Consider the following 18,731-nt stretch of genomic DNA (forward strand, 5'->3'; position numbering starts at 1 on the left):
GAACTACACACATCCACTGTGGGAGCGAGCCGGCACCGGGCGGCGTTCCGACGAAGAGGCCGGTACAGACGCTAAATCAATGTTTCGATACGCAGTGAGTTAGTCGACCCCGGCTGCCCAAACGGCACACCCGCTGTGATCAATAAGGTGTCGCCACGCTTGGCCATGCCCTGCGCCTGGGCAATCTCCAGCGCCGTCGAACACACCTCATCCACCTGCCGCAGCCGATCATTGACCACCGAGTGCACGCCCCAGGCCACCGTCAACCGGCGAGCGGTTTGCAGGTTCGGCGTCAGGTTGAGGATCGGCACCGTCGGCCGTTCCCGCGCCGCACGCAAACTCGAGGTGCCGGATTCGCTGTAATTCACCAGCACCGCCACCGGCAGCACATTGCTGATACGGCGAATCGCGCAGCTGATCGCATCGGAAACAGTCGCTTCAGCCTTGGGCCGGCTCACATCCAGTTGCGCCTGATAGTCCGGGCCGTTTTCCACCTGGCGAATGATCTTGCTCATCATCTGCACGGCTTCCAGCGGGTACTCACCGGACGCGGTTTCCGCCGACAGCATCACCGCATCCGCACCTTCGGCCACGGCGTTGGCAACATCGGTCACCTCGGCACGGGTCGGGGCAGGGGAGAAGCGCATCGACTCCAGCATCTGCGTCGCTACCACCACTGGTTTGCCGAGTTCGCGGCAGATGCTGATGATGTTTTTCTGAATCTGCGGCACGCTTTCGGCCGGCACTTCCACGCCCAGGTCACCGCGAGCGACCATGATCGCGTCGCTCAATTCGGCGATCTCGCGCAGTTGCGTCACCGCCGATGGCTTCTCGATCTTGGCCATCAAAAACGCTTTGTCGCCGATCAGTTCGCGCGCCTCGCGGATGTCTTCCGGACGCTGCACAAACGACAGCGCTACCCAGTCCACACCCAGCTCCAGACCGAAGCTCAAATCGCGACGATCCTTGGCGGTCAGCGGGCTCAGTTCCAGCACCGCTTGCGGTACGTTCACGCCTTTGCGGTCCGACAGTTCGCCGCCATTGAGCACGGTGGTGTCGATGGCGTCGGAGTACTTTGTCACCACGCGAAGACGCAGCTTGCCGTCGTCCAGCAGCAGGTCCATGCCCGGCTCGAGTGCGGCGATGATTTCCGGGTGAGGCAAGCTGACCCGGCGCTCATCCCCCGGCGTCGGGTCAAGATCCAGACGCAGCGCCTGACCGCGATGCAATTGCACCTTGCCCTCGGCGAACTTGCCGACCCGCAGTTTCGGGCCTTGCAGGTCCATCAGAATGCCCAGCGGATAATTCAGCTGGCGCTCGACTTCACGAATCCACTGATAGCGCTGAGCGTGGTCGGCGTGATCACCGTGGCTGAAGTTCAGGCGAAAGATGTTGACCCCGGCCTGCACCAGCTCACGGATGTCGTCGATCCCATTAGTGGCAGGACCGAGGGTGGCGAGGATTTTAACCTTCTTGTCAGGCGTCATTTTTAGGGCTCTCGAGAATCAGGATGGCACGGAAGTCGTTGACGTTGGTGCGGGTCGGCTCAGTGACGATCAGCGCGTCCAGCGCCTCGAAATAGCCGTAGCCATTGTTGTTGTCCAACTCGTCGCTGGCGCTCAGGCCGAGGGCGGCGGCGCGGGCGTAACTGTCCGGGGTCATGATTGCGCCGGCGTTGTCTTCGGAGCCATCGATGCCATCGGTGTCGCCAGCCAGCGCGTAGACGCCGGGCAGGCCTTTAAGGCTGTCGGTCAGGCTCAACAGGAATTCGGCGTTGCGCCCGCCACGGCCATTGCCGCGTACGGTGACCGTGGTTTCACCGCCCGAGAGGATTACGCAGGGCGCCGCCAATGGCTGACCGTGCAGCACGACCTGACGGGCGATACCGGCGTGAACCTTGGCCACTTCGCGGGATTCGCCCTCCAGGTCGCCAAGGATCAGCGGGCTGAAACCGGCCTGGCGCGCTTTCACCGCAGCGGCTTCAAGCGACTGTTGTGGACGAGCGATCAGCTGGAAGTGACTGCGCGCCAGGCTAGGGTCGCCGGGTTTGACCGTCTCTGATTCCGGGCTCTGCAGCCAATTGCGCACCGAGGCCGGGACTTCAATGGCGTAACGCTTAAGGATCGCCAGGGCTTCGGCAGAGGTGCTCGGGTCGGCCACGGTGGGGCCGGAGGCGATGACGGTGGCGAGGTCGCCCGGTACATCGGAAATCGCATAGGTATAAACAGTGGCAGGCCAGCAGGCTTTGCCGAGGCGGCCGCCCTTGATCGCCGAGAGGTGCTTGCGTACGCAATTCATCTCGCCAATGGTGGCGCCGGATTTGAGCAGGGCTTTGTTGATCGACTGCTTGTCGGCCAGGGTGATGCCGGCCGCGGGCAAAGCCAGCAGGGCAGAGCCGCCGCCCGAGAGCAGGAAGATCACACGGTCGTCTTCAGTCAGATTGCTGACCAGTTCCAACACGCGTTTGGCGACCGCCAGACCGGCAGCATCGGGCACCGGGTGAGCGGCTTCAACCACTTCGATTTTTTCACACGGGGCGCCGTGACCGTAACGCGTCACCACTAGACCTGACACTTCACCCTGCCAGCAACGCTCCACCACTTGAGCCATGGCCGCGGCGGCTTTGCCGGCGCCGATGACGATCACCCGACCGCTGCGATCTTTGGGCAAATGGGCTTCGAGGACTTGCTGCGGATGGGCCGCGTCGATGGCTGTGGCAAACAGCTCGCGCAGGAATTGTTGCGGATTGACCGACATGGCGGGCTCCCGGATTTCTTGTTATTGGGTTTGACGCGGACCCTGTGGGAGCGAGCCTGCTCGCGAATGCGGTGTGTCAGCCAACATAGATGTTGAATGTGAAACCGCTTTCGCGAGCAGGCTCGCTCCCCCAGGGTTTTGTGCGGGGCTTGCTTATTTATCGCGAATCGAGAAATTCGCCATGTGTTCCAGGCCCTTGATCAGCGCCGAGTGGTCCCAGTTGCTGCCACCGATCGCTGCGCAGGTGCTGAACACTTGCTGGGTGTTGGCGGTGTTCGGCAGGTTGATGCCCAACTCGCGCGCGCCGGCCAGGGCCAGGTTCAGGTCCTTCTGGTGCAGGCTGATGCGGAAGCCTGGGTCGAAGGTGCCTTTGATCATGCGTTCGCCGTGCACTTCGAGGATCTTCGAGGATGCGAAGCCGCCCATCAGTGCTTCGCGCACCTTGGCGGGATCGGCACCGTTTTTCGACGCGAACAGCAGGGCTTCGGCCACGGCCTGGATGTTCAGCGCCACGATGATCTGGTTCGCCACTTTGGCGGTTTGACCGTCGCCGTTGCCGCCCACCAGGGTGATGTTCTTGCCCATCGCCTGGAACAGCGGCAGAACGCGTTCGAAGGCATCGGCATCGCCGCCGACCATGATGCTCAGGGTCGCGGCCTTGGCGCCGACTTCACCGCCGGACACTGGCGCGTCGAGGTACTGAGCGCCTTTTTCGTTGATTTTGGCAGCGAAGGCTTTGGTGGCCGTCGGCGAGATCGAGCTCATGTCGATCACGACTTTGCCTTTGCCAACACCGGCCGCAACACCGTCGGCGCGGAACAGCACGTCATCGACCTGCGGGGTATCCGGCACCATGACGATGATGAATTCGGCTTCTTGCGCGACTTCTTTCGGGTTCGCCAGGGCGACGGCGCCACCGGCAATCAGGTCAGCAGGCGCGGGGTCGTGGTGCGCCGACAGGAACAGGCTGTGACCGGCTTTCTGCAGGTTCAACGCCATTGGGTGGCCCATGATGCCGGTGCCGATAAATCCGATTTTAGCCATGAGAAATTCCTCTTTTTTTATGTGGCCCTCTGTAGGAGCTGCCGAAGGCTGCGATCTGTTGATCTTGATCTTGAAAGGCAAAGTCAAAAGATCGCAGCCTTCGGCAGCTCCTACAGGGATGTCATGTTCGGTTAGATTGCGTTATGGGTTTTCAACCAGCCCAAACCTGCTTCAGTGGTGGTCAGCGGCTTGTATTCGCAGCCAACCCAACCCTGATAACCGATGCGGTCCAGGTGTTCGAACAGGAAGCGGTAGTTGATTTCACCGGTGCCCGGTTCGTTGCGTCCTGGGTTGTCCGCCAATTGCACGTGATTGATCTCGCCCAGGTGCGCAGCCATGGTGCGGGCCAGGTCGCCCTCCATGATTTGCATGTGGTAGATGTCGTATTGCAGGAACAGATTGGCGCTGCCGACCTGTTCGCGAATCGACAGGGCTTGCGCGGTGTTGTTCAGGTAGAAACCCGGGATGTCGCGGGTGTTGATCGCTTCCATCACCAGTTTGATGCCCGCCGCTTGCAGCTTGTCGGCGGCGTACTTGAGGTTGGCGACGAAGGTTTTTTCCACGGTGGCATCGTCGATGCCTTGTGGACGAATACCGGCCAGGCAGTTGACCTGGGTGTTGCCCAACACTTTCGCGTAGGCAATCGCCAGGTCGACACCGGCGCGGAACTCTTCAATCCGGTCCGGCAGGCACGCGATACCGCGTTCGCCCTTGGCCCAGTCACCGGCCGGCAGGTTGAACAGCACTTGGGTCAAGCCATTGGCATCGAGCTTGGCTTTGATCTCGGCGGAGCTGAAGTCGTAAGGGAACAGGTATTCGACACCACTGAAGCCGGCCTTGGCGGCAGCTTCAAAACGGGCAAGAAAATCCTGCTCGGTGAACAGCATGGACAGGTTGGCTGCGAAACGCGGCATGGTGGTCTCCTGTAAAAATAGGTGCCTGTAGCAGCTGCCGAGGTACGAGGCTGCGTTGGGCTGCGAAGCGGCCCCCGAGCGGTCCTGCGGACACGCAACGCAGCCTCGTGCCTCGGCAGCTGCTACAGGTATCAGGTCAACTTAATCCAGCAACGAAATCGCCGTTGGCGCATCGTTGCCGACCAGCGCCAGGTCTTCGAATTCGTTGACGGCGTTGATCTCGGTGCCCATGGAAATGTTGGTCACACGCTCCAGAATAATCTCGACGATCACCGGCACCTTGAACTCTTCGATCAGCTCCTGAGCCTTGCGCAGGGCAGGCTGGATCTGACCCGGTTCGAATACACGCAGCGCCTTGCAGCCCAGGCCTTCGGCGACCGCGACGTGGTCGACACCGTAACCGTTGAGTTCCGGAGCGTTCAGGTTATCGAAGGACAGCTGCACGCAGTAGTCCATGTCAAAACCGCGCTGAGCCTGACGGATCAGCCCCAGGTAGGAGTTGTTCACCACCACGTGGATGTACGGCAGCTTGAACTGCGCGCCCACCGCCAATTCTTCGATCATGAACTGGAAGTCATAGTCGCCCGACAACGCCACAACCTTGCGGGTCGGATCAGCCTTGACCACGCCCAGCGCTGCCGGAATGGTCCAGCCCAGAGGACCAGCCTGACCGCAGTTGATCCAGTGACGCGGTTTGTAGACGTGCAGGAACTGCGCGCCGGCAATCTGCGACAGACCGATGGTGCTGACGTAGCACGTGTCCTTGCCGAACACCTGGTTCATCTCTTCGTAAACGCGCTGCGGTTTGACCGGCACGTTGTCGAAGTGAGTCTTGCGATGCAGGCTGGCTTTGCGCTGCTGGCAGTCTTGCAGCCAGGCGCTGCGGTTTTTCAGCTTGCCGGCGGCTTGCCATTCGCGAGCGACTTCGATGAACACGGTCAGCGCGGCAGCGGCGTCGGAAACGATGCCCAGGTCCGGGGTGAACACGCGACCGATCTGGGTCGGTTCAATGTCGACGTGAATGAATTTGCGGCCTTCGGTGTAAACGTCGATCGAACCGGTGTGACGGTTGGCCCAGCGGTTACCGACACCCAGCACCAGGTCGGATTTGAGCATCGTGGCGTTGCCGTAGCGGTGCGAGGTTTGCAGACCGACCATGCCGACCATCAACGGGTGATCGTCCGGAATGGTGCCCCAGCCCATCAGGGTCGGGACCACCGGGATACCGGTCAGCTCGGCGAACTCCACCAGCAATTCGCTGGCGTCGGCATTGATGATGCCGCCACCGGCCACCAGCAACGGACGCTCGGCCTGATCGAGCATGGCCAGGGCCTTCTCGATTTGCACGCGGTTAGCGGTTGGCTTGGCCAGCGGCAGTGGTTCGTAGGCGTCGATGTCGAATTCGATTTCAGCCATCTGCACGTCGAACGGCAGATCGATCAGCACCGGGCCTGGACGGCCGGAGCGCATTTCGTAAAAGGCTTTCTGGAACGCGTAAGGCACCTGGCCCGGTTCCATGACGGTGGTTGCCCACTTGGTCACTGGCTTGACGATCGAGGTGATGTCGACCGCCTGGAAGTCTTCCTTGTGCATACGGGCGCGGGGGGCCTGGCCGGTAATGCAAAGAATCGGGATCGAGTCGGCCGAGGCGCTGTAGAGCCCGGTGACCATGTCGGTACCGGCCGGGCCGGAAGTGCCGATGCACACGCCGATGTTGCCGGCCTTGGTGCGGGTGTAGCCCTCGGCCATGTGCGAGGCGCCTTCAACGTGGCGAGCGAGGACGTGATCGATGCCACCGACCTTCTGCAAGGCGGAGTACAGCGGGTTGATCGCGGCGCCCGGGATGCCAAAAGCGGTATCAACCCCTTCACGGCGCATCACCAGAACGGCGGCTTCGATTGCTCTCATTTTGCTCATGGTTTTGGTGCCTCTTACGTTCTGTAATTGTATACAAGTGGCTTTGCGCAGAGTGTATTCACGGCGGACGGCGCAGGTCAATCCATTTTCTCAAGCGACTGTTTCATTCGTCGGAAGCCCGATCTGCTGTGGCTTTTCGTCGCATGTGGCGCTTTTCGAAAATTATTGTATACAAAAAAATAACTCATTGTGTTCTATTTGTTGCATCGGACTCTGAACGAAAACAGTCCAGCAGCTTTCCCTATAGCAAAATGAGGACGGCACCATGAGCGCTTTAACCTTGAAAGTCGCAGTCAACCTGATCAGTCAGGCCATCTCCGCGGGGCGTGCAATCTCGGCGGCTCCATTGACCATCGCGGTGCTGGATGCCGGTGGGCATCTGATCTCCCTGCAACGCGAAGACGGCGCCAGCCTGCTGCGCCCGCAGATCGCCATCGGCAAAGCCTGGGGCGCCATCGCCCTGGGCAAAGGCTCGCGCCTGCTGGCACTGGACGCCCAACAACGGCCGGCGTTCATCGCCGCCTTGAATAGTCTGGGGCAGGGCAGCGTCGTCCCGGCACCGGGCGGCGTTTTGATTCGGGATCAGGAAGGGAATGTGCTGGGGGCTGTTGGTATTAGCGGTGATCTTTCTGATGTTGATGAGCAATGTGCGATCAACGCGATTGAGGCGTTGGGGTTGCGGGCGGATGCGGGGGTGACTGCTTGATCTTGTAGTGACACCCATTGCTATCGCGGGCAAGTCGGATCGCCGCACCGCGGCTCCCACAAGGATCGACGGCGTTCACTGGTTCTGTGTACACCAACAGACCCTGTGGGAGCGGGCTTGCCCGCGATGGCTGTCTACCAGACACATCCAGCTAAAAGTCTGCATCATCACCCGGCATTTCCAGGTCTAGTCTTTCATGAACCAATCATGAGAGAGGCAATGGAATGCCTGACTTACCCGCTTCACATCGCCTACGAACGGGCCGTTATGCCGAGCCCAATCGAGTCTATTTGCTGACCACCAATACACTTGATCGTGAACCGGTTTTTAAGGATTTTGCTTTGGGCAGACTGGTCGTTCATCAATTTCGCCAAGCACAAAATCAGGGGTTGGTGAATTCACTGGCTTGGGTAGTTATGCCTGATCACTTCCATTGGCTGGTCCAATTGGAGAAATGTTCGCTCAGCAATCTGATGCGCCAAACCAAGTCATTGAGTACTCGAGAGGTGAACCTTTCCAGTAATAGAAATGGACCACTCTGGCAGCAGGGCTATCACGATCGGGCATTGAGGCGAGAGGAAGACTTGGTGAAGATGGCGCGGTACGTTGTAGCCAACCCATTGCGGGCAGGGCTCGTAGAACACCTAGGCGATTATCCGCTGTGGGATGCTATTTGGCTTTGATCAAACTCCGAGTCGCCGCCATCGCGGGCAAGCCCGCTCACACAGGTTTCGAGGGTGCTCACACCTTTTGTGTCACCACAGATCGTGTGGGAGCGGGCTTGCCCGCGATTGGGCTTCACTCGATTTACCTGTCCGGCTCACACCCCTTGAGTACCAACCGGATAATCGTCTGCGCCGCCGCTTCATAGTCGGCCTCATCGAGCTTGGCCTTTCCGGTTACCGCGGAAATCTGCCAGTCGAAGTCGGCATAGGTCTGGGTCGCGGCCCAGATGCTGAACATCAGGTGGTTGGGGTCGATCGGGGCGATCTGGCCGCGGTCGATCCAGGTCTGGATGCAGTCGATGTTGTGCTTGGCCTGGCCGTTGAGCCGTTCAACCAGATCGGCGCTCAGGTGCGGGGCGCCGTGCATGATTTCGCTGGCAAAAACCTTGGAGGCAAAGGGCAGGTCGCGGGAGATGCGGATTTTCGAGCGGATGTAGCCGCTCAGCACTTCACTGGGCGCGCCGTCGGCGTTGAACGGTGTCGAGGCCTGCAGAATCGGTTCGATGATGCTTTCCAGGACCTCGCGGTAGAGGTTTTCCTTGGATTTGAAGTAGTAGTAGACGTTGGGCTTGGGCAATCCCGCCTTGGCTGCGATGTCACTGGTTTTGGTCGCAGCGAAGCCCTTGTCGGCAAATTCTTCACTGGCGGCACGCAGGATCAGTTGTTTGTTGCGCTCGCGGATAGTGCTCATAAACCAGGGGGTTCCTTGCCTGTTCTGGCGGTTGCGCATGGTAGCACCGGCCTCGCGCGGCGCTCAAGAATGCCCCGTGCGGCACCCGACCGCGTTATGCTGCGCGGCATTCATTCAAGAAGGAAACCTGATTCATGGCAGGAAGCAGTTTGCTGTTGCTGATCGATGACATTGCCGCGGTACTCGACGATGTGGCGTTGATGACCAAAATGGCCGCCAAGAAGACTGCTGGCGTGCTCGGCGACGATCTGGCGCTCAATGCCCAACAGGTTTCCGGTGTGCGTGCCGAGCGGGAATTCCCGGTGGTGTGGGCGGTGGCCAAGGGCTCTTTTCTCAACAAGCTGATCCTGGTGCCGTCGGCCTTGGCCATCAGTGCATTCATTCCGTGGCTGGTCACACCGTTGTTGATGATCGGCGGTGCTTACCTGTGTTTCGAAGGTTTCGAAAAACTGGCCCATAAATTCCTGCACAGCAAGGCTGAAGACCAGGCCGAGCATGCAGAGCTGGTTGAGGCCGTGGCTGATCCGGCGGTCGATCTGGTGGCGTTCGAGCAGGACAAGATCAAAGGCGCCATCCGCACCGACTTCATTCTCTCTGCTGAAATCATCGCAATCACCCTGGGCACCGTGGCGGATGCTCCGCTGACCCAGCAAGTCATCGTCCTCTCGGGCATTGCCATCGTCATGACCATTGGCGTGTATGGCCTGGTGGCCGGCATCGTCAAACTCGACGACCTCGGCTTGTGGCTGACTCAGAAGCCTGGACAGATGGCCAAAAGCATTGGCAGCGGGATCCTGCGTGCGGCGCCGTACATGATGAAAAGCCTGTCGGTGATCGGCACGGCGGCGATGTTCCTGGTGGGTGGCGGAATTCTCACCCACGGCGTGCCGGTGGTTCATCACTGGATTGAGAGTGTCAGCGCAGGGGCGGGCGGTGCCGGGTTTATCGTGCCGACGTTGCTGAATGCGGTGGCGGGGATTGTGGCGGGGGCGGTGGTGTTGGCGGGTGTGATGGTTGCCAGCAAAACCTGGAAAGCACTGAAAGGCTGAAGCTAGAACTCTTTCCATAAGTAACGCATAACAAATGTGGGAGCGAGCTTGCTCGCGATAGCGGTGTAACAATCAACATAGAAGTTGAATGTTATGGCCTCATCGCGAGCAAGCTCGCTCCCACAGTTGTTTATTGCCGATGGATTTACTCGGCGATCTGCAACTTGCGCGACTCGGTGTACACGTAGCGCACTTTCTCGTACTCGAATGGCGAGTTCAGTTGGCCGTAGCGGAAGCCGGTCTGGTAGCGCTTGTCGACGCTGCGCAGGACCCAGACCTCGGGGTGGTTGGAGCTGACTTCGGAGACGTTCAGGAAGTTGATCGCCGATTCCGCGCTGAAGTCCACCACCAGGCCGCCGGTGTCGCGGATGTTCGAAGGGCCGAGGATCGGCAACACGAAGTAGGCGCCGCTGGGTACACCGTAGAAGCCCAGCGTCTGGCCGAAGTCTTCGCTCTGGCGCGGCAGACCCATGGCGGTGGCCGGATCCCACAGGCCGGCGATGCCGACGGTGGTGTTGAGCAGCAGGCGCGCGGTGGTTTCCATCGAGCGCTGCCCCTTGAACTGTAGCAAGCTGTTCAACAGGTTCGGCACGTCACCGAGGTTATTGAAGAAGTTGCTGACGCCAGTACGCAGGAAGCTCGGAGTGATGTAGTGATAGCCGTCAACCACTGGCAGGAACACCCATTGGTCGAAGCGGTAGTTGAAGTGGTAGACGCGGCGGTTCCACTCTTCCAGCGGGTCGTAGACGTTCAGCGCGTTGAGCGTCGAGCGTTCGAATTCGCGCTGATCCAGCCCCGGGTTGAATTTGAGTTTGCTCAACGGCTCCTTGAAGCCGTCACTGTCAATCACAACCGGTGCGTTGGCTTTGCTGTTGTCGGCATTGGCGACGCCTGCACAGAGTAACGCGGCGATAAGCAGGAGGTATTTAGCCACGGAAGAACTCCAGCATGGCGTCGCTGTTGACGCGGTAATTAAGGTTGCCGCAATGGCCGCCCAGCGGATAAACGGTCAAACGATCGCCAAAGGTCTTGCGCAGGAAACCAAGGTCGCCAGGGCCGAGAATCACGTCGTCGGCGTTGTGCATGACGGCAATTTTCGGGCTGTCGTGCAGGTAATCCTTGAGTGCATACAAACTGACCTGGTCGATCAGTTGCAGCAGGCTGCCGCCGTCGGTGCGGGCGCGCCACATCGGAATGACTTGCTCGGTGATGTAGCAGTCGAAGTCACACTGCAGCGCGCGTTTGAGGAACGGCGTGAGGGTGGTGCCTTCGGTGATTGGGTATTTCGGTGGAGTGATCAGACCGCGACGGTTGATCAGGTCCGAGGTGAAGGCAATGTCGGCTGCCGAGAAGCGGAACGAAGTGCCGATCAGCATGGCCATCTGTTCGTTGCTCAGGTGCTGCTTGGACTGCTGGAAGTCGTAGAGCAGCGCATCGTTGAGGTCGATGTAACCTTTCTGCTGGAAGTAACGGGTCAGTTTGTCCAGCACCAGCTCATAGAAAGTGGTGGTGTTGTTGATGCCCTTGACCTCGGTCTGGACCAGCTTGTCCAGGTTGGTGATCGAGGTATAGAGATTGACCGGCGGGTTGAGCAGCAAGACTTTCTTGAAGTTGAAGCTGCGGCGGGTTTCGTCCAGGTGCGCGACGAATGCCGCGTCCAGTGCGCCCAGGCTGTAACCGGTCAGGTAGTAATCGGTAACGTTCACATTCGGGTTTTGTGCTCGCACGGCCTGCATCACCCGGTACATGTCTTCGGCGTCTTCCTTGGTGATGCCGGGTGTAGCGAAACGTGAGGCGGCGCTCATGAAATCGAAGCTGGTGGGCGACGACAGTTGCACCACATGGTAACCGGCCTTGTAGTAGAGTTTTTTCAGGTACTCGTTGTGGCTGCTGTCATAGCGCGCGCCGGTGCCGGCGATCAGGAAGATCAGCGGTGCGGCTTTGTCCTGGGTGGCGATGCGATAGGTGAGTTTCTTCACCGGCCAGAAGTTGTCCGGTAGGTCGAATGCTCGCTCCGGGCGCAACGTGACGCTGCGAGTTGCCTGATCGATGTCATCGTCCAGCGGTAACTCCGGACGCAGGTCCGGCGGCGTCGTCGCGATTGTCGCCTCGAACGGGTTGGTCAAGGGGTAGCCATAACTGGCGGCGTCGATGTCGACGGCCAGTGCGGACGCACTCAAAATAAGGCCGCCAAACAGGGCGGCGAAGCGCAAGGAACGGAGCATGACTAGATCTCTTAGAGAAAGGTGCCAAATGAAGTTCGCAGGCTATGACCACGGGGTTTGCGCCAAAGTGCCATGGATCGGCACCAATCAGGCCTAGTTTCGGAGTAATAGTAGCTGGACGATACACTTTGCAGCTATTTCGTGACCAATTATCTGTTGCGCGCGTTTGCTTACCGCTGGCGGGAGATTAAGCTGGCCGCCGTTTTCGTTTATTGGAGTGCTTCATGTCCCGCCGTCTGCCTGTGATTCTGCTGCTCGTTCTCCTGCCGTTATGGCTGGCCGCCAGTTATGGCGCGCGTTATGGCTTCATGGAGGATGCTCAATGGGTCGGCATCTGCGTGGACGAAGCGAGCCGCTGGGAATGTCAGGTTCGTTCGAGCCTGGGTCTGATGATTCACTTCAATGTCTTGGGCTTCGCGGCATTGGCGGCAGCCGTTATCGGTTTTGTGCTACCGGGCCGGGCAGGGTGGTGGTTGGCCGTGTTGGCGCTGGTTTTCGGGTTTCCGGCGTTGGCGTTGTACAACACGACTTTGGCTGTTTTTACGGTGGTGATTGCTGGGTTGCGGTTGGTCCGGGAAAACCGCGTTGCCTGATACAGAAAGATCGCAGCCTGCGACAGCTCCTACACAGGAATACGCGTTTCCCTGTAGGAGCTGCCGCAGGCTGCGATCTGTTGATCTTGCTTTATGATCAGCCTTTGCGAACCCGCAAACTGCGCCACAACGCTGCAACCATCAACACACTCACCAGCGCCCAACCCCAGGCCTGCTGATTCTGCAACCCTTCACGATACAGCTGTGGCGCAATGCCGGCACCGATGATGAAGGTCAGCAGGGCAATCTCCCGACGCGGCACGCTCACCGGGCGACACAGATAGACCAGCGCCGGCAGGATGAATGCGACACTCGGGAAGCTGCGATAACGTGGATCGAACACCAGCTCCAGCATCGTCACCGCAGCGGCAAACCCGGCCGCGGCGAGCAACCAGCCCGCCCGACGTTCCAGCGTGTTGAACGCGCGTCCGCGCCAGCCAGTGCGAGCGCTCAGGGTCAGTGCCGCATGCGCCAGCACCAACCCGTTCAACGCCGTCAGCAAAGCGACCCACAACCATTCACTGGTAAACCGCGTAGTGACACGGGCCAGGTCGCCCCAGGCGCCAATCGAGCAAGCGGCCAGCGCACCCAATAGCGGTAGAACCAGCGCTGCGCGAGTGCTGCGTACACGGCCGCCGAGGATCAACGTGCCAAGGAAGATCAAACCACCCACCGCCAGCCACTGCGTCCAGTAAGGCACGTTCGACACCGGACCGGCGAGCACGCCCTTGTCCTGGCGATCGGCATCGAACAGCCCCCAGTAACCACCGACCGCACCTTCGCTGGCGCGTTTCCACGGCTGGTCGAAGGCTTCGATCAGGTTGTAATGCCAGCCTTGCTGCTCCGCCATGATGACAAAAGCACGAATGAACTTGGCTTCGTTGACCCGGCTCGGCAGGGCGGTCTCACGCTGACGGCCTTCACTGGGCCAGCCGGTTTCGCCAATCATCACGTCCTTGGGCGCGAACTTGTTGCCGAACACCTGACGTACTTCGGCCACATGCTGCAGGGCGGCATCGATGTTCGACGGGTCATCTTCCCAGTACGGCAACAAGTGGATAGTCAGGAAATCCACCGCCGGGGCAACTTCCGGGTGCTGGAGCCAGAACTCCCAGACGTCGGCGTAAGTGACAGGTTGTTTGACCTGGCTTTTGACTTTGTTAATGAGCTTGGCCAGCTGTGCGCCAGTGACTTCCTTGCGCAACAGGGTTTCGTTGCCGACGATCACCGAGGTCACCACGTCCGCGTTGGCGTTGGCCGAGGCGATCAGCAGGTCGACTTCCTTGGCGGTGTCCACCGGGTTGCTATTGACCCAGGCGCCGATCATCAGCTTCAGTCCGTGCTTGCGCGCCAGGTCGGGCAGGGCCTCGAGGCCGGTCATGGAATAGGTGCGGATGCATTCGAAGCTTTTGGCCAGCAGCGCGAGGTCGGCGTCCATGCGCTCGGGGCGCAGCTTGAACGGCTGATCGAACGGCGATTGGTCCTTGTCGAACGGGGTGTAGGAGGCGCATTGCAGCTTGTGCGTCGCGCTGGCCACGTCCGGCAGCACCACCGGTTTACCGAGGCCGTACCAGAAGCCACCCAGGGCAAAAAGCCCCAACAGGCAGGCGAATAGATAAGCAAAAAAAGGAAAGCGGGATGTCGCGGGCATGGTCAGGCCGTCTGGGAGCAAAGCCGCGCATGTTACCTTCATTTGCCGCGTGCTTGGTGGCCTGCATACTTTTGACATGCAAAGTTCGGGCGGATTGGCCGGCGGACTTCCGGTGGTCTAGATTAATGGCGTTCTGATGTCGTTTCTCGATGCCTTGAGGTCGCTGGCAGAGAAGGTCGCCATTGTCGTGAGGTTGATTATCGACGCATCAGTGCTCTCATCGATAAATCGCGCTGATGTTCGGACGAGTTTGCGGTGGGCGTGATGGGGGCGCTGTGCACCATAACAATACGTTGACGCGACTCGGCATCCGTCGAGCGCAGCACTTTCGGGGAAGTAACGATGAAAATGCGACGACTTTTAGGCGCGAGTGCCGCTCTGGTGCTTGCGATTGGCTCCACATTCGCCAATGCCGAGAGCAAAACCCTGAGCATCGGCTACGTTGACGGTTGGTCCGACAGCGTTGCCACCACTCATGTGGCGGCCGAAGTGATCAAGCAGAAGCTGGGTTATGACGTGAAGTTGCAAGCTGTCGCCACCGGGATCATGTGGCAGGGTGTGGCCACCGGGAAACTCGACGCCATGATGTCTGCGTGGCTGCCTGTGACTCACGGCGATTACTGGACCAAGAACAAGGATCAGGTCGTCGATTACGGTCCGAACTTCAAAGACGCGAAAATCGGCTTGATCGTGCCGGAGTACGTCAAAGCCAAATCCATTGATGATCTTAAAACCGACGACAGCTTCAAAAAACGCATCGTCGGCATCGACGCCGGTTCAGGCGTAATGCTCAAGTCCGAGCAGGCAATCAAGGACTACGATCTGACCGGCTATCAACTCAAGGCCAGTTCCGGCGCCGGGATGATCGCCGAGCTGACCCGTGCCGAGAAGAAAAACGAATCCATCGCCGTTACCGGTTGGGTGCCGCACTGGATGTTCGCCAAGTGGAAACTGCGCTTCCTGGATGATCCGAAAGGCGTTTTTGGCGCGGCTGAAACCGTGAACAACATCGGCAGCAAAGAACTGGCCACCAAGGCTCCGGAAGTTGCCAAGTTCCTGAAGAACTTCCAGTGGGCGTCGAAAGACGAAATCGGCGAAGTCATGTTGGCCATTCAAGATGGTGCCAAACCTGAAGCCGCAGCGAAGGATTGGGTGGCCAAACACCCGGAACGCGTTGCAGACTGGATCAAATGATTTGAGCTGACGCGTCTAGTCAGCACCTTCCAGGGCCGCTTGATATCACAGTCAAGCGGCCTTTTGCTTTTCTGCATTTCATGTAGAGAGATGACGGGTGCAAAGCAGGCTAATTATTAATTGCTGAAAAATGGCAAAACCGTCATGTCGTTCTAATACTAAGGTCGTCTGGAACCAGTTCCGTAGCCGCATAGAGTGGATGACGTTACAACTTCATCTGTGCTGCGAGGATAAAAACAATGAACGACAGCATTTACCTCTCGATTCAAAACAGCCCGCGCTTTAAGGAGCTGGTTAGTAAGCGAGAAAGGTTCGCCTGGATTCTTTCGGCGATCATGCTTGGGCTTTACTCCGGATTCATCCTGTTGATTGCTTACGGGCCGCATATTCTGGGCGCGAAAATCAGCCCTGAGTCTTCGATTACCTGGGGGATACCGATTGGTGTCGGGCTGATTCTCTCGGCCTTTATCCTGACTGCAATCTACGTACGACGCGCCAATGGCGAATTCGACGACCTGAACAATGCGATTCTCAAGGAGGCTCAGCAATGATCCGGCGTCTAATGGCTCTATTGAGCATCGCAGCTTTCGCGCCTGGTGCCTGGGCCGCTGAAGCCCTGACTGGTGAAGTCAACAAACAACCGCTTAACGTCTCTGCGATTTTGATGTTCGTAGCGTTCGTCGGTTTGACCCTGTGCATCACCTACTGGGCTTCCAAGCGTAACAATTCGGCAGCCGACTACTATGCGGCGGGTGGCAAGATCACCGGCTTCCAGAACGGTCTGGCGATTGCCGGTGACTACATGTCGGCGGCGTCCTTCCTGGGTATTTCCGCCCTGGTGTTCACCTCCGGCTACGACGGCCTGATCTACTCGATCGGCTTCCTGGTGGGCTGGCCGATCATTCTGTTCCTGATCGCCGAGCGCCTGCGTAACCTGGGTAAATACACCTTTGCCGACGTGGCGTCCTATCGCCTTGGGCAAACACAGATCCGCACGCTGTCCGCTTGCGGCTCGCTGGTGGTGGTGGCGTTCTACCTGATCGCGCAAATGGTCGGTGCCGGCAAGCTGATTCAGCTGCTGTTCGGTCTCGACTATCACATTGCAGTGATCCTGGTCGGTGTCCTGATGTGCATGTACGTGTTGTTCGGCGGCATGCTGGCGACCACTTGGGTGCAGATCATCAAGGCAGTGTTGCTGCTGTCCGGTGCCTCGTTCATGGCGCTGATGGTGATGAAGCACGTCAACTTCGACTTCAATGCGCTGTTTTCCGAGGCGATCAAGGTTCACGCCAAAGGTGAAGCGATCATGAGCCCGGGTGGCCTGGTGAAAGACCCGATCTCAGCGTTCTCCTTAGGGCTGGCACTGATGTTCGGTACCGCGGGCCTGCCGCACATTCTGATGCGCTTCTTCACCGTGAGTGATGCGAAAGAAGCTCGCAAGAGCGTGCTGTATGCAACCGGCTTCATTGGTTACTTCTACATCCTTACCTTCATCATCGGCTTCGGCGCGATCTTGCTGGTTAGCACCAACCCTGCCTTTAAAGATGCGGCTGGCGCGCTGTTGGGCGGCAACAACATGGCGGCGGTGCACTTGGCCAACGCGGTGGGTGGCAGTGTTTTCCTTGGCTTCATCTCTGCAGTGGCGTTCGCGACCATTCTGGCGGTTGTGGCTGGTTTGACCCTGGCCGGCGCTACGGCGGTGTCTCACGACCTTTACGCCAGCGTGATCAAGAAGGGCAAGGCGAACGACAAGGACGAGATCCGCGTCTCGAAAATCACCACCGTCTGTCTGGGTGTGTTGGCGATTGGTCTGGGCATTCTGTTCGAAAGCCAGAACATCGCGTTCATGGTGGGCCTGGCGTTCTCCATCGCGGCGAGCTGTAACTTCCCGGTGCTGCTGCTTTCCATGTACTGGAAGAAGCTGACCACGCGTGGTGCGATGATTGGCGGCTGGTTGGGTCTGATCAGTGCCGTTGGTTTGATGGTCCTTGGGCCAACCATTTGGGTGCAGATCCTGCATCACGAGAAGGCTATCTTCCCGTATGAGTACCCGGCGCTGTTCTCCATGGCCATTGCGTTTATAGGGATCTGGTTCTTCTCGATCACTGACAAGTCGACTGAGGCTGACAATGAGCGGGCGCTGTTCTTCCCTCAGTTTGTTCGTTCGCAGACGGGTTTGGGGGCGAGTGGGGCTGTTTCGCACTAAGGCTTCAGCTTTGTTTATATAAGCTGCGTTAAACAGAAATGCCCCGGTCGAGAGATTGGGGCATTTTTTGTTGGGCGGTTTATCTCCCGCTATAGGAGAAAAGCGGCCTGACAGCCGACCTGTTTCTTTTGGGTGTACATATCCATTTCTGCGGTAACGGCGGCTGGCGGTTTCGCTCTTACAGCCATCCCTTTCAAGGTCTTTTGACTTTGGCGGCCTTGAGCACCCGATCCGTTGACACGTGGGCATTGGCGGCTTTGCCTTCAAGCCACTCCTTTGATTTGGGCACCTTCGGACCTCGTTTGCTTTTGGCGACGGTTTTTGGCGGGACGTTTCTGGCCAGCGCCAGCAAGTGCTGAGCCAGCCCTCCTGCGCGGATTGGGATGGATAAGTGCTCTGGCGGCAAGGCAATCTGCATGCCCTCGTAACCGCTGCGTACCTGCACCGTCAGGTGAAAAATCGACGCTTCCCAGTCTTCTGACTGAGTCTGGCAGTGAGCCCGTTCAACGCTGCGCTTAAGCACGGACAAAACGTTGTAAGCCAACACAGCGGACGCAAAACCCAGCAGCGCGGCCTTGGGGTTGCCCAAGGTTTCGATCTCGCTGTCCAGCACCGACTCCAGACGCTGGAACATCCCTTCGATGCTCCAGCGCCGACGGTACAAATCGGCGATTTGCTCCGCGCTGATGGTGGCGGGCAAGTTGCTCCAGAACAGCAGCGTGGTGTCGCCGGATTCGGTGGGTTTTTGCAGGTTCAGTTCGACACGCCGCCACTGGCGTCCACCTTTTACTTCGATGGTTTGTTCGCGCACGCTGCCTGTCGCGACTGCGGCAGGCTCCTGCCACTCACTTTCCTTGAGCACGCGCGGATGCTTGCTTTGTTCGCGAATAATGAATGAAGCGCCGGTATCTTCGCAGGCCTCCATGACAGGGAGCGTGCAATAGAGTCGATCCGCCATCCACAACTGGCCCGCACTGGCCTTTTCCAGCAAGGGCAGCACGCTGACGCGCTCGCTGGCATAGGCATCTTCACAGGGCTGAAGGTCGACGACCTGGTCGA

17 protein-coding genes are annotated in these 18,731 nt (G+C 59.0%); 7 read left to right on the forward strand and 10 right to left on the reverse strand.

Translation table 11 applies throughout. The features are described from left to right. Positions 1 to 71: 71 nt before the first annotated feature. From pyk to gcl, 5 genes are all read right to left on the reverse strand, one after another. Positions 72 to 1,487, reverse strand: coding sequence for a pyruvate kinase (gene pyk / locus ACIQU2_RS10600; protein WP_403140363.1), 1,416 nt, complete (start codon positions 1,485 to 1,487; stop codon positions 72 to 74). After that, positions 1,477 to 2,757: a glycerate kinase gene (locus ACIQU2_RS10605; RefSeq protein ID WP_403140365.1), complete on the reverse strand. Its 1,281-nt coding sequence runs from the start codon at positions 2,755 to 2,757 to the stop codon at positions 1,477 to 1,479. The genes pyk and ACIQU2_RS10605 overlap by 11 nt, the downstream gene beginning before the upstream one ends. A gap of 153 nt (positions 2,758 to 2,910) precedes the next feature. Continuing rightward, positions 2,911 to 3,801, reverse strand: coding sequence for a 2-hydroxy-3-oxopropionate reductase (locus ACIQU2_RS10610; protein WP_129442259.1), 891 nt, complete (start codon positions 3,799 to 3,801; stop codon positions 2,911 to 2,913). Between the two features lie 131 nt (positions 3,802 to 3,932). Continuing rightward, positions 3,933 to 4,715, reverse strand: a complete 783-nt coding sequence (gene hyi, locus ACIQU2_RS10615; protein ID WP_403140367.1) for a hydroxypyruvate isomerase — start codon at positions 4,713 to 4,715, stop codon at positions 3,933 to 3,935. A 141-nt stretch (positions 4,716 to 4,856) separates the two neighbouring features. Further along, positions 4,857 to 6,632, reverse strand: coding sequence for a glyoxylate carboligase (gene gcl, locus ACIQU2_RS10620; protein WP_347804868.1), 1,776 nt, complete (start codon positions 6,630 to 6,632; stop codon positions 4,857 to 4,859). A gap of 265 nt (positions 6,633 to 6,897) precedes the next feature. On the opposite strand from gcl, the gene ACIQU2_RS10625 reads away from it, so the two are divergent. Together ACIQU2_RS10625 and ACIQU2_RS10630 are read left to right on the forward strand one after the other, a co-directional pair. After that, positions 6,898 to 7,338 (forward strand): heme-binding protein, encoded by a 441-nt coding sequence (locus ACIQU2_RS10625; RefSeq protein WP_403140369.1) that lies wholly within the window; start codon positions 6,898 to 6,900, stop codon positions 7,336 to 7,338. 224 nt (positions 7,339 to 7,562) lie between these two features. Next, complete coding sequence (locus ACIQU2_RS10630; protein WP_403140371.1) at positions 7,563 to 8,021, forward strand: REP-associated tyrosine transposase; 459 nt, start codon at positions 7,563 to 7,565, stop codon at positions 8,019 to 8,021. Positions 8,022 to 8,145: 124 nt separating this feature from the next. On the opposite strand, the gene ACIQU2_RS10635 is transcribed toward ACIQU2_RS10630, so the two are convergent. Then, positions 8,146 to 8,754 (reverse strand): TetR/AcrR family transcriptional regulator, encoded by a 609-nt coding sequence (locus tag ACIQU2_RS10635; protein WP_403140373.1) that lies wholly within the window; start codon positions 8,752 to 8,754, stop codon positions 8,146 to 8,148. Between the two features lie 134 nt (positions 8,755 to 8,888). Here ACIQU2_RS10635 and ACIQU2_RS10640 point away from each other — a divergent pair, with 134 nt between their 5' ends. Next, complete coding sequence (locus ACIQU2_RS10640; protein WP_403140375.1) at positions 8,889 to 9,803, forward strand: DUF808 domain-containing protein; 915 nt, start codon at positions 8,889 to 8,891, stop codon at positions 9,801 to 9,803. Between the two features lie 145 nt (positions 9,804 to 9,948). Here ACIQU2_RS10640 and ACIQU2_RS10645 read toward each other — a convergent pair whose 3' ends face one another. After that, positions 9,949 to 10,737, reverse strand: coding sequence for a VacJ family lipoprotein (locus tag ACIQU2_RS10645; protein WP_403140377.1), 789 nt, complete (start codon positions 10,735 to 10,737; stop codon positions 9,949 to 9,951). Continuing rightward, positions 10,730 to 12,028 carry a serine/threonine protein kinase gene (locus ACIQU2_RS10650; RefSeq protein ID WP_403140379.1) on the reverse strand — a complete coding sequence of 433 codons (1,299 nt, stop codon included), beginning with the start codon at positions 12,026 to 12,028 and terminating at the stop codon, positions 10,730 to 10,732. The genes ACIQU2_RS10645 and ACIQU2_RS10650 overlap by 8 nt, the downstream gene beginning before the upstream one ends. Positions 12,029 to 12,252: 224 nt before the next feature. On the opposite strand from ACIQU2_RS10650, the gene ACIQU2_RS10655 reads away from it, so the two are divergent. Beyond that, positions 12,253 to 12,621, forward strand: coding sequence for a hypothetical protein (locus tag ACIQU2_RS10655; protein WP_403140381.1), 369 nt, complete (start codon positions 12,253 to 12,255; stop codon positions 12,619 to 12,621). Positions 12,622 to 12,718: 97 nt separating this feature from the next. On the opposite strand, the gene ACIQU2_RS10660 is transcribed toward ACIQU2_RS10655, so the two are convergent. Next, the gene (locus ACIQU2_RS10660; RefSeq protein WP_403140382.1) at positions 12,719 to 14,314 is read right to left on the reverse strand and encodes a beta (1-6) glucans synthase; all 1,596 of its coding nucleotides are present in this window, start codon (positions 14,312 to 14,314) and stop codon (positions 12,719 to 12,721) included. Between the two features lie 300 nt (positions 14,315 to 14,614). Here ACIQU2_RS10660 and ACIQU2_RS10665 point away from each other — a divergent pair, with 300 nt between their 5' ends. From ACIQU2_RS10665 to ACIQU2_RS10675, 3 genes are all read left to right on the forward strand, one after another. Next, a complete protein-coding gene (locus ACIQU2_RS10665) occupies positions 14,615 to 15,466 on the forward strand; it encodes a glycine betaine ABC transporter substrate-binding protein (protein WP_403140384.1) in 852 nt (283 codons plus the stop codon). A gap of 239 nt (positions 15,467 to 15,705) precedes the next feature. Then, positions 15,706 to 16,017, forward strand: a complete 312-nt coding sequence (locus tag ACIQU2_RS10670; RefSeq protein WP_017337238.1) for a DUF485 domain-containing protein — start codon at positions 15,706 to 15,708, stop codon at positions 16,015 to 16,017. Beyond that, on the forward strand, positions 16,014 to 17,672 hold the full coding sequence (locus tag ACIQU2_RS10675) for a cation acetate symporter (protein ID WP_403140387.1): 1,659 nt from the start codon (positions 16,014 to 16,016) through the stop codon (positions 17,670 to 17,672). Before ACIQU2_RS10670 ends, ACIQU2_RS10675 begins: the two co-directional genes overlap by 4 nt. A 193-nt stretch (positions 17,673 to 17,865) precedes the next feature. On the opposite strand, the gene ACIQU2_RS10680 is transcribed toward ACIQU2_RS10675, so the two are convergent. Beyond that, positions 17,866 to 18,731: transposase (locus ACIQU2_RS10680; protein WP_403140389.1), on the reverse strand; the 866-nt coding region annotated here is incomplete at its 5' end.

Source organism: Pseudomonas sp. NPDC098740, from assembly GCF_044760065.1.
Classification (GTDB): Bacteria; Pseudomonadota; Gammaproteobacteria; order Pseudomonadales; family Pseudomonadaceae; genus Aquipseudomonas; species Aquipseudomonas rossensis.